The sequence below is a fragment of the Propionivibrio sp. genome (genome assembly GCF_049316945.1).
In the GTDB taxonomy this organism is placed as follows: domain Bacteria; phylum Pseudomonadota; class Gammaproteobacteria; order Burkholderiales; family Rhodocyclaceae; genus Propionivibrio.
Window position 1 is genome coordinate 1 of sequence record NZ_JBMOJE010000138.1, and the last position, 11,556, is coordinate 11,556.

An 11,556-nucleotide genomic window follows, 5' to 3' on the forward strand; every position below is an offset into this window, starting at 1 on the left:
GGGACGAATAAGTCGTTGATTTAGCTTGGGGTAGCTGCTACATAATGCCGGAAATAACCAATTAACCACGAAGTTCACAAAGAACACGAAGAGAAGCAATGAGTTAGTACGCTTTGACAGATAACCTATTGGGTGAGTTTTTGAATCTTCATAACACCTTGTTTTTCTTCGTGCTCTCCGTGCTCTTCGTGGTTAATCAGAGTTTTTTAGGTTGATGCGAAGGAAGCGAATTGCAGTTTCAATGATCAAGACTGGTCTTCATTCGCCGCAACCCCTCCTGCACCAGAAACCCTGCTCTTTCCTGGCTGGCCGCCTCAGCATAGCAACGCAACTCCGGCGCGTTGCCCGAGGGGCGGAAATGGATGATTTCGTCGTTCTCAAGAAAGATGCGCAGCCCGTCGGTCTGATCGAGGCCCGTGGGTTTTCCGCACACGCCATCTAACAGTGCTGCAATGGCAGCGCTTGATGCGGCGAGATCAGACAGAATCCTGCGGCTCGTTTGCGTTGGGAAAGATTGCAGACGGTCGCTCGCCGTAAAGCGCGCCGGCAAGCTCCGGGACAACGCTGAAACCTTGCTGCCGTTCTCTCTGGCCATCGACAGCAGACAGAGGATCGGCAACACCGCGTCGCGGGTCATCAATGGCGCCAGCACGCGCCCATTTTTCTCGATCGCCGAGCCCACCAGAAAACCGCCATTCGGTTCAAAGCCGACGACATTCCTCGCACCGGACTGCATCAACTGTTCGATGCCTTCAATCACATACGGCGACCCGATACGGGTTCGGGTCACTTTCGCGAACGAGTTACACAGTTCAACCGCGGTGTTGCAACTGACCGTGGTGGCCACCGCCTGGGCACCCAGGTATTGCGCGCAGAGGACGCCGACAATGTCACCGCGCAGCCAGTCGCCATGTTCATCGCCCAGCAGCGGCCGGTCGGCATCGCCGTCAGTGGAAAGAATGGCGTCAAAACCATGCTGCTCAGCCCAGCGACGCGCCTGCTGAATATCGGCCTCGGCCACGGCTTCGGTGTCGATTGGAACAAACTGGTCGGTGCGCCCCAAGGAAATGACCTTGGCACCGAGCCGTTCGAGAAGCTCGCGCAACAGATCGCGGGCGACACTGGAGTGCTCATAGAACCCGAGCTTCATGCCGGCCAGACATTGCGGCGGAAAGAACTGAAGGTGCCGGTCGAGGTAGTTCTGATAGGCACTTCGATTGATTTCCGGCAGGGCAATTGACAAGCCTTCTGCAGGCACGTCCACCACGGCGCCGCTGATGCTGGCCTCATCGGCCTTGGTGATCTCGCCAGCGACAGCGTAGAACTTGATGCCATTGCGGTCGAAAGGAATGTGACTGCCGGTGACCATGATGCCTGGCAGGCCTTGCGATTGCGCATAGCAGGCAAGAGCCGGAGTCGGGATGGCCCCGCAATAATCGACGCTCAGCCCGGCCTGCTCGATCGCCGCTGCACACGCCGCAGCGATCTGCGGGCTGCTCGGGCGCAAATCCAGCGCCAGCGCCACGCGCCCGGAGGTGGCAGAAATCGCTTGCAGGAAGGCGGTCGTATAGGCAAAGCAGACTTCGCTCGTCATGTCGGCGACCAGGCCACGCGCGCCGCTGGTGCCGAAGCGTACGCCGCTGGCGTCCATCAGGGCCTGGATTGCTATTTGTCGGTTCGACTGTTTCATGGGGATCCTTTTTGTATCAAGGTTTGCTGCTCCTGTTGCTTATTCGGTACGCGCAGCCGATGGCCGCCGCGATTCAATTCCCAAGGTCGGCCTTAGCGTTCCCTGTCGGCCATTGCGCTCCAGAAGGCTCTGAATTTTCCGGTAATACCAAGTCGTTCATCGGAGACGGCCTCAAGGAAGTCGGAAAGACGTTTTGATCGGGAGACGGCAAACAGCACGAAGGCGACAATGACGCTGGTGGCAAGAACGCCATGCAACAGGCGTTCATGCGGTGTTCCATCGCCGAACGGGATGATATTCATTCCGAAGTAGCCGGTAGAAACCGTGGCAATCAGGCCGAGGATGGTGATAACGGTCAGCCGGACCACGGTATTCGACTGGCGTCGCTGGGAATCGCTGTCCAGATAAAGGCTCATCTCACGAATTTCGTCGCGTACCTCGTCGTACAGGTCGTCATTGTGCAGGTGGTTCGAACACATCCGGAAAGTGGCCTGCAAATGCTGGCGCTCGGACAACTCGTGAAACCAGTAACGGTGGGTGAAGCGCAGGAAAGTCTCGAAATTGGCGCGAATCCTGCGCTTGAAACGGCGAACCGATACATCGTTGCGAATATTCAGATCGTTGACGGCATCTACGAGCACTTCGGAAAAAACCAGCAGCGAAGCACGATGCAGATGCGCGATCAAAAAAACCAGGAAGTACTGGTGACGGAATTGCGCCAGCACCCCCAGCTCGGTATCGGAGAAAAACGGTACGGCGGCGTCTCCGACAACGGTCAGGGCATTGCCGGTGCAGATAAACCGGGTGTTGGGCCCGGCCTCGCTATCGGTCCAGAAGCGATCCTGGCAAAAACGCTTTTCGAATTCGGCGACGGCAGGCTCATTGACCGGCAAGGGTTCGTCGGGATGCAAGGTGGCTGCCAGACCGATGCGCACCCAGTCTTTGTGACCCAGCGCGCGCGGTCGATCAATGGCCAGGTAGGCCATTACCGGCATGCGGTGGAATTCAATCAGCCGATAACGCAAGTTCCCCGGTTCGTCGGAGTGGGCCAGCACCAGGGGCCGCAGCAGGCAGGCCCAGTGCTCCGAAATACAGGGGCTGCGATGCCGGCAGACAAAGCCGAGGAACTTGTCGCGACGCTCGGTATCGGAGCGGGCGACCACCTTGCCGTCGACATCAAGCCACTCGGCCAGATAGGAATTGTGCAAGCCTTCGCCGCCTTCTTCCCAGCCCGAGGGATAGGCGCGACCGAAACGGAAAAGGATATCGCGCACGGTATCCAGCGGCAGGTTTTCGCCGCGCACCTCCAGATTGAGTTGAACAAGATCGAGGTCGTGAAAAAAATACAGGTCAATATGCATGATGTGCAATTCAATCGGCACCTGACCTTTGCGCAGGGTTAGCCGCAGCCGTGCAATATCCTTGCGCCGGAAGACGTGCAGCGGCGATCTTCCGGGTGGGTCATCCGGAGAAAGACGACGCGAGCGGCCTTCACCGTAGAGGAACTGCTGGACATAGGGCAGGAAGGCGATGAACTCCCGGTAATGGCGTTCCTTGAAATTGCTTGGGTCATCGGTGAATTCATCGTCGACACGCTGCCACGGATGGGCCTCTTCCAGTGACTCGAAAATCTCCCAATGACGTCCCTCGGCATCGCTGTCTGTCAATGACTCAAGTTGCAGAGGCCATACCAGGCTGGCATGGAACAGGCGAACGCGACTGTCGGCTTGAAAGTTGTCTTGTGCTGACACTGAATTTCCCATCCTTGATCGAATCCAGGCGCGAGTTTAGTTCTTTGCGCTGTCGCTGTGGTTAACTGCGGGTTACAGGATAGTGGGACTCGGAGCAGAGACCCATTGTTTTCGTGGAAATTATCTGCCGCCATGGAACCTGCATGAACATTGCCTCTCACGGCATACACCTTGAAGATGCCCGTATTTATTGGCTTGCAGGCTGGTTTATGGAAATTGCCATGTGCTCCGGTCGCGCTTTGGGCTTGCGCTGCAAGCCCCGGAATTAAAGCACTTCGCCGCCCGGAAAAATCCCGCGCACTGCCGGCACGCGCCCAATAGACCAGGCTGAAATCGCCCAGTTCCATAAGTCGGCAACGGGCGCTCTGTGCAGTTCGGCCGGCACGGGATGACCGAGGAATTGCAGGGCGGCAGCCAGCACCGCGCTGCCGCCAGCCGAATCGACGGCTGCCGCCTTCGTCTGCTTGGAAAGCTTCTCGCCGACGGCATTGACCACCACCGGCAGATGCGCGTAACTCGGCGTGGCAACACCCAAACGCTGTTGCAGCCATATCTGGCGTGCCGTCGAATCGAGCAGGTCGACGCCGCGCACCACCGCACTGACGCCCTGCGCCGCATCGTCGACCACCACCGCCAGTTGATAGGCATACTGCCCGTCGGCACGCAACAGAACGAAATCACCGACCTCACGTTCCAGATTCTGCCGGGATTCACCCTGAATGCGATCAACGAAGCTGAACTCCCGATCGGGAACGCGCAGGCGCCAGGCCCGAGCCGCTTTCCCCTCGGCCAGGCCGGCGCGGCAGGTGCCGGGATAGAGCAACCCGCCATCGACCGATTTACGGCTGGTTGCTGCCGCAATCTCGCTGCGCGAACAGGCGCAGGGATAGACATCGCCGTCAAGTTGCAGGCGGACCAGCGCGGCGTGGTAGTGGTCGAGGCGGCGGCTCTGGACGAGCACCTCGCCGTCCCACTCGAAGCCGAAACCTTCCAGCGTACGCAGGATACCGTCGGCCGCAGCGGGCACCGTGCGCGGCTCGTCGACGTCCTCGATGCGCACCAGCCACTCGCCACCACTGGCCCGCGCATCAAGATAGCTGCCAAGCGCCGCAACGAGCGAACCGAAATGCAGCGGGCCGGTGGGCGAGGGGGCAAAGCGTCCGCGATAAAACGATGGCGAACCGGCAAGCGACGCAGGATTCATGGCGCCCGCCGGGGCGGTATCGGTGATTGCGCTTGTCGCTTAGACGTTGAACAGGAATAGTCGGCTGAATGCACTGATATTGTTGGATGCCATGACTTTACACTCCTATTTGTACCCGGTTTTGAATTTCCGCATCACTTAGGCAGTCCCGTCGGTACTGACTTCCGACTCTGACCGATTATCGCTGATCCTTTGACGATCTGCTCCCAGTTGATTCACTCATGCATCGCACAGTTACGATACTTGTACCAAACAACGCAAGCCCCGCGACAGCCGACTCGCCAGAGCCGACTAGGAAAGATACGAGACTACCTGGTAATCACTGGGTAATAGCCTTTATGATGGAAGAAAAATAACAAAGGTTTTTCCTCGCTACGTTATTCCGCCATCTTCCTGATTCTGGTCAATGAGCGCCTGGCTAATATGAAAATCAGCATGACCATCCCGCCGCCGAAAAAACCAAGAGCCCCCAAAATTTTATATCTACTCGTTGAACTTACAACGTGTGGTGCAACAGATACCTGGAGTCCTTTGTTGAATCTTGTCAGGATGGACTTTATATCAGACTCAAGGCTGTTGAGAGACTGTTGCTGAATGCTGTCCGTCAGGTCGATTTCCTTATGCAACTGGATAATGATCTCAAGTAAATAATTCCCAAGATCCACACCATCGGTGTGTTCTGCAAGCGATGGGATCGCCTTCTTAAGGAAGTCTCTCACGCTAGCTTGCTGCTTCAATTTATGACGTAGGCGCGTCAGTGATTCGTCCACCGCATAAATCTCGGTGTTTATGGCAATCAATTGGGTGTCGAGGGGAAGAAATTTGGCACCTGCGTCTTTTGGGTCGACAACCTGACTTAACGCCGCTAAACCTTTGTTCGGGAAACGCTTGCGCAGTAACTCATAGTTCTCAGCCTTTTGAACCAGGAATTTTCGCTCAATTTCGGTAGCTGAAATACTGTTCCGCAGCTCTATCTCGACGTTGGGCTCCATGCAACCAAGCTACTATCCGCTATCATGACAACGAAGGATAGTTGATGCCCAAAGTCTACTCGTATACCTGATGGAAGACGCCACGGCCCTTGAAAAAGCAGCCTGAGTGACTCGATAAAAAAGGGAAGCCAGCAAAACGGCTTCCCTTTTCAATTGGGTGCTCATTGATCGGGAGGCTAACCGCAATTTGTCATGTTCTGGGAACAGAACGTGACAAATTAGTAGCGGCTTATAAAGTTGGCACCAGAAGTCCACCCATTAGTGCCTTTTTCCACTCAGTTTCCAGCACTGATCTAGTGTTCTGCTCCATTCGATTCATGGATTTTTTAATATTTTCGAGTGGCTTGTTACTCCCGATGGCAATTAAATCCGAGATGGCTAGCCGAATGTTCTGCTCGTGACCCAAATCAGAAAGAGCGTCAATCAGTTCCGAAGCCTGCCTGATGTCCTTCTGTGATTTTGTTTCAAAGCTTAGCGTCCTTTCTTGCGCAATCACCAACTTATGAATCGCGAGTCGGGCTGGATCAGGCAAGTTCACTGGTATAGCATAATTGCCAATAATTAACCCTTGTCGTGACTCACCACCAAGAAGATAGTCCATGTACTTTAGAGGATCAGCCGCAATACCAAGATCAGAAAAATAGTGTGGCGAAGTATCGATAGCGTTCTTTTGAACTGTTAGAAAATCAATTTTCACTTTCGATTTGCTGCTCATCATCGATGTGGATGGTTGCTTTCTACTTAGTTGTGGTATTTCAAAAAAACTCGGGTCGTCTTGTTTTACAGTATCAGGGATGTTGATATTTCCACCAGCGTCAGGGATGGCGAGCGCAATGCCGGAAGGTCTAGCAAAATCCATGTCGGTTGTTTTTAGCTTATCGCCCCATCGAACTCCAAGCATATTTCCTATCGCTGCAAAGGCATGAGACCCAACAAGAACCACACCTTTCGAGAACAAGCCACCACGAGCAAGCGTTTCCAGTATTTTGAAGTGGCTGTTTTCAATGTCCATGCCGCCGCTTCCAACAAAGGAGCGCGTTGTAAGTTTTAGGGCGTCAATGAGTTCAGTAGCTGTTTTTTTTCGCTCCAGCAACTTCGCGACTATGGCTTGAGTCTCGGGGCTATTTCGACCAAGTGATGCGCACCTCAGAGTGCCGTCGAGTTGTCGAATCTGCCAATACACATACTCGTGACCGCCTGATGTGTTGATGTACGGACTTCCAGTGACGCCCTGCTCAAAAATTGCAACAGAGTATGCAAGCGCCTCGTCCTGCAACTGGGCATATAGCATTTGCGTGAGAGAGCTTTGGGATTCCATGAATCAGTCCTTGTAGTATCTTTTTTAAAGTCTACTACAATCCCCGGGCATCATTAGTAAAAATCAACAAGCCTATTGATATATTTGACAATTCTATCTAGCAAATGCTCTCGCGACTATTTTGCTTGCGCAAATTTAGTCGGGGCAACTAAGCCCCCGTGAGCGGATAATGGCGCTGATGTTTGCCTGGCATGACGCTAGCCGAACGTGGCTCAGGCGGTTCAGATCGTCGTTTCGCACGATTTAACCTTGCTCGCTAGACTGCTGTAGATTCAGCATTGCTTACTATTGCTATAGAGTAGCTTATTCTATATATTAACTTTGTTACAACAAGAGTAAGCAAGATGAGACGTAAAGAAGAGAAATTTGCCTCCACACAGGTGAAGTTGTCAGCGAGCCGCATGGCATCTGTAATCCGTACAGTGCGACTTAATCGAAATATGATCCAAGAAGCGGCTGCCGAGCGAGCCAAGATGAGTGTGTTCACCTGGATGAAGATTGAGCGCGGAGATGTTTCCGTAAGCCTTGGGTCATGGCTATCAGCGTTGGAGTGCCTGGGGCTGCTCGATTCTCTTTGCGTGGTCGCAGAGCCGGCTGGGTTGGTATCGGTGTCTACCACTCGGCTTCGCGCCAGGCCAAGCGCAGCCACGTTGGATAAATACGACTTCTAGGATTTGCATATGAGCTGGAATGGATGGGCTTTCATCTACCTTCCAGGTGATACTGTTGCCGTGCCCGCTGGCACCCTCGATCTTGTGGAACAGGGCGTGGAATCGACAACCAGTGTTTTCGGCTATGGCCGCCGCTACCTTGCTCGGTCTGATGCGGTACCCGTTGACCCTCTCAGTCTACCGCTAACGTGCCGCCCCGGTGATGAGACCACTTATGAGCCGATGCGACCCCCACTCTTCGGCGCTGTGCGGGACGCTGCGCCGGACTTCTGGGGGCGTCGGGTAGTGGAAGCCAAGCTCAAAGTGCCGCCGGACTCCGTGGCCGAATCCATTTATCTGCTCAATGCAGGGCCGCATCGATTCGGTGCTCTGGACTTTCGGCTGGGGTTGGACAGCACCGAAACGGCAGGACTATTGCCGCCAATCATGCAACTAGAGTACCTGCTGGAAGCCGCCGATCGTATTCAGGTGGGAGCTCCCATCCCGGCGCAGCTAGAGTCCATATTTTTCGTGGGTACCATGGGCGGTGCACGGCCGAAGGCCTTGGTGATTCATCAAGGGGAACAGTATCTGGCGAAATTTCCGGCCAAGAAGGACAGCTTCAATGTTCCTGCAGTGGAACGTGCCTGCCTGGAACTTGCACGAAAAGCCGATCTTAATGTACCGGTGACAGACCTATCAACCCTGGCGGATGGTCGCCAAGTCATGCTGATTGAGCGCTTCGACCGACGGGCCGTCGGCAACGCCTTTATTCGCCGGCATTGCGTGAGTGCATTGACGATCCTGGGCAAGCACGAAACTGAGTCGCTCGGGACTCCCTATGAAGACATCGCCGTTAAAATCGGAGAAGTTGGTGTTGATAGCAGGGTAAAGGCGGATCGAGACGAGCTCTATGGGCGCATTGCCTTCAATATACTTATCTCCAACGATGACGACCACTTGCGCAATCACGCGTTCGTCTGGGATGCGGAAGGCAAAGGTTGGCGGCTTTCGCCTATGTACGACGTGGTGCCAAGGCCGCAGGTTGCCTTGGAGCGGTATCTGCACATGTCGGTAGGTCCCCGAGGACGGCTGGCTACCCTCGACAACCTGCTGGAGGCTCACGGTAGCTATGGTCTATTGCGGAAGAACGCCGCAGCAATTATCGACCGCGTCGCCCGTGTCACGCGCGAGTGGCGTGTACTTTTTGATGAACTCGGTGTCCCGAGCGCCGACTGTGACAAAGTGGCATCAGCGTTCCGCCGACCACGGGATATCGGGCTGGATGCTGTGGAATCGGCCTTACGCCAGCAAGCCAACTCGGGATGAAACGCCGCCACCACCTCGGGAAAATTCTCCGCACCCATGGTTTGAGGCGTTATTTAAACCAAAGTTTTAACCCCAGCGATGAGCAACACAATAGCCAGGGCTATCTGAATCCAACGTGCCCTGAATTTTCTTGCGAGCAGGCTTCCTGCGATAACCGCCGGAATTGATCCGGCCAATAGGCTTAGCAGCATGTGTCCGTCTACCATTCCGGCAAACAGATAGCTCAACCCGGCGACAACCGCCAAGGGGATGGCATGAACTATATCTGTTGCTACCAGTCGATGAGGCGTCATCCGCAAAGGGTAAAGATAGAGCAACATCACGCTGCCCAAGGCACCTGCGCCGACCGACGTCAGTGCTACGCACACACCGAGAACAGCCCCGGCCGATACCGTCAAGGCGGGCTGCATCGCCTTGAATTTTTCGGGACTATTCAGACGGCGATTACGCGCCGAATTAAGTAGTTTCGGAGCAAAAAACAAACCGAACGCCGTTATTATTACCACGATACCTATCGCTTGAGTCAGCCAGCCAACTTTCTGAACCTTCGATCCCAGGGTAATCAGAACAACGACCAGAAAAGCCATGGGCAAGCTACCCGTCCACAGTCGCTTGACGACTTCCCAATCGACTTGGCCGGCTTTGCCGTGGATACGTGCCGCCGCAATCTTGGTGATTGCGGCAAACCAGAGATCAGTGGCAATAGCGGTCGTAGGCGCAATCCCGAAAAAAAGCAGCAGGATAGGCGTCATGAGTGCACCGCCGCCCACCCCTGTCAATCCAACGACAAAGCCAGTGAGTGCGCCGGCCATTGCGTAAGGGATATCGATCAATTCATCCTCCTCAGATTACGTGTCGTAATAAATAAATTATTTAGATTTTAATCAAATTTAATAATATCAGAAGACGTATATGATTTATTAATTTAATATTCACACATTGCGACAACGAGAAGAGCCATGTCAAAGACCAGCCTATTTGGATTGGATGCCTGCGGTGTCTGGGACACAGACCTTACATTCCGGCACTTGAACAAAATGGGGGAGGCTGAAACCAAGCGGACCGCTGAACGCCGTTTGCACGAACTCGGAATACTGCCCGCCGAGCTAAGTACCAACTCAATCGAGGATGAACTCGGACGCAAACCGATCCCTACCGTTCTTGACTGGGAGACCACGGAGTCGCGCAAGTCTCGTAAGTTGGTGCTGTTTGCCCAGCTTTTTGCTCTGCCCGGCGGAAATAACTGCCTGCATGCCAACGATGGCCGCGGTGCCCGCTATTGGGTTCCGCTGGGCACAAGCGAACCCGGCGCACGTGAAATTTCCGTCGCATTGCAGCATCTTCAAAAGCATCTCGGCAAAGAAATTGCCGTTTTCCCGCACGGCCTTTTAACCGCAGTTTGCCGTTCGATTCCATCGTCGGAACTTGTCCACCTCTGCATTTTGAGCTATTTGCCGGTAATGGATCCAAATACCCTAATCACGTTGCCAGGCAAATTCTCAAGTCTGACGCCTCATCTAAAGCAACTCGAAGCGGAAAGCATCCACATCATCCGCGAGGCGGTGGCCGAAGCAGAAAACCCCGCCATGCTCTATTCGGTGGGCAAAGACAGCTCCGTCATGCTGCATCTTGCGCGCAAGGCATTTTTCCCCGGTCGACCACCCTTCCCCTTGTTGCATATTGATACGCGCTGGAAGTTTCAGGAGATGTACCTGTTTCGCGAATACATGGTGCGCGAAAGCGGCATGGATTTGCTGGTTCATATCAACCCCGACGCCATCGCCAAAAACATCAATCCGTTCGACCACGGATCAGCCCTGCACACCGACATCACCAAAACCGAGGGGCTCAAACAGGCGCTAGACAAGTACCACTTTGATATGGTGTTTGGCGGTGCGCGCCGCGAAGAAGAAAAGTCACGCGCCAAGGAACGCATCTTCTCTTTCCGCTCGCAAACCCATCGCTGGGACCCAAAGAGCCAACGCCCGGAACTCTGGAACCTTTACAACACCCGCAAGAACCGGGGCGAAAGTATCCGCGTTTTCCCGCTCTCCAACTGGACGGAAATAGACATCTGGCAATACATTTACCATGAGAACATACCGGTGGTTCCCCTGTATTTCTCCAAAGAAAGACCAGTCGTCATCCGTGACGGATTGATCCTGATGATTGACGATGACCGGATGCGGTTGCTACCCGGCGAAGAAATTCAAGCCAAGAAAATCCGTTTTCGTACGCTCGGCTGCTACCCGCTAACCGGGGCCGTCGAGTCAACTGCAACCAGCGTACCCGAGATCATCCTGGAACTTATCGGAGCACACAATTCCGAACGTCAGGGACGAGCCATTGATTCAGACGCATCGGCCAGCATGGAAAAGAAAAAACAGGAGGGGTATTTCTGATGGCACGCAAATCAAAAGCAAGCTCCGGCGCACTCCATGACCAAGCCAGAGCGGCGCAAGCACTACCCAAATCCATCGAGGCATTTCTCGATCAACAGCACAATCAGGACATGCTGCGTTTCATTACCTGTGGCAGTGTCGATGACGGCAAGAGCACGCTGATTGGCCCAGCATTGACGCATGAAACCTCGGCAAACCCCGATGACATATTTTAGCTCCG

9 protein-coding genes are annotated in these 11,556 nt (G+C 54.3%); 3 read left to right on the plus strand and 6 right to left on the minus strand.

Annotation, left to right across the window (positions count from 1 at the left end; all coding sequences use genetic code 11):
* Positions 1 to 238 precede the first annotated feature (238 nt).
* The 5 genes from ACOYNV_RS22105 to ACOYNV_RS22125 all read right to left on the minus strand — a co-directional run bounded on the left by ACOYNV_RS22105 (position 239) and on the right by ACOYNV_RS22125 (position 6,955).
* Positions 239 to 1,690 carry a phosphomannomutase gene (locus ACOYNV_RS22105; RefSeq protein ID WP_422901973.1) on the minus strand — a complete coding sequence of 484 codons (1,452 nt, stop codon included), beginning with the start codon at positions 1,688 to 1,690 and terminating at the stop codon, positions 239 to 241.
* 92 nt (positions 1,691 to 1,782) lie between these two features.
* A complete protein-coding gene (locus ACOYNV_RS22110; protein WP_422901974.1) occupies positions 1,783 to 3,441 on the minus strand; it encodes a hypothetical protein in 1,659 nt (552 codons plus the stop codon).
* A 265-nt stretch (positions 3,442 to 3,706) separates the two neighbouring features.
* A complete protein-coding gene (gene gluQRS / locus ACOYNV_RS22115; protein ID WP_422901975.1) occupies positions 3,707 to 4,645 on the minus strand; it encodes a tRNA glutamyl-Q(34) synthetase GluQRS in 939 nt (312 codons plus the stop codon).
* Between the two features lie 377 nt (positions 4,646 to 5,022).
* On the minus strand, positions 5,023 to 5,637 hold the full coding sequence (locus ACOYNV_RS22120; RefSeq protein ID WP_422901976.1) for a hypothetical protein: 615 nt from the start codon (positions 5,635 to 5,637) through the stop codon (positions 5,023 to 5,025).
* Positions 5,638 to 5,866: 229 nt separating this feature from the next.
* Positions 5,867 to 6,955 (minus strand): GSU2403 family nucleotidyltransferase fold protein, encoded by a 1,089-nt coding sequence (locus tag ACOYNV_RS22125; protein ID WP_422901977.1) that lies wholly within the window; start codon positions 6,953 to 6,955, stop codon positions 5,867 to 5,869.
* A gap of 956 nt (positions 6,956 to 7,911) precedes the next feature.
* Between ACOYNV_RS22125 and ACOYNV_RS22130 the strand changes: the two genes are divergently transcribed.
* Positions 7,912 to 8,934, plus strand: a complete 1,023-nt coding sequence (locus tag ACOYNV_RS22130; RefSeq protein ID WP_422901978.1) for a type II toxin-antitoxin system HipA family toxin — start codon at positions 7,912 to 7,914, stop codon at positions 8,932 to 8,934.
* 53 nt (positions 8,935 to 8,987) lie between these two features.
* Here ACOYNV_RS22130 and ACOYNV_RS22135 read toward each other — a convergent pair whose 3' ends face one another.
* Positions 8,988 to 9,767, minus strand: coding sequence for a sulfite exporter TauE/SafE family protein (locus tag ACOYNV_RS22135; protein WP_422901979.1), 780 nt, complete (start codon positions 9,765 to 9,767; stop codon positions 8,988 to 8,990).
* A 627-nt stretch (positions 9,768 to 10,394) separates the two neighbouring features.
* On the opposite strand from ACOYNV_RS22135, the gene cysD reads away from it, so the two are divergent.
* Positions 10,395 to 11,336, plus strand: coding sequence for a sulfate adenylyltransferase subunit CysD (gene cysD / locus ACOYNV_RS22140; protein ID WP_422901981.1), 942 nt, complete (start codon positions 10,395 to 10,397; stop codon positions 11,334 to 11,336).
* The gene (locus ACOYNV_RS22145; protein ID WP_422901980.1) at positions 11,336 to 11,551 is read left to right on the plus strand and encodes a hypothetical protein; all 216 of its coding nucleotides are present in this window, start codon (positions 11,336 to 11,338) and stop codon (positions 11,549 to 11,551) included. Before cysD ends, ACOYNV_RS22145 begins: the two co-directional genes overlap by 1 nt.
* The last annotated feature ends 5 nt before the right edge of the window (positions 11,552 to 11,556 follow it).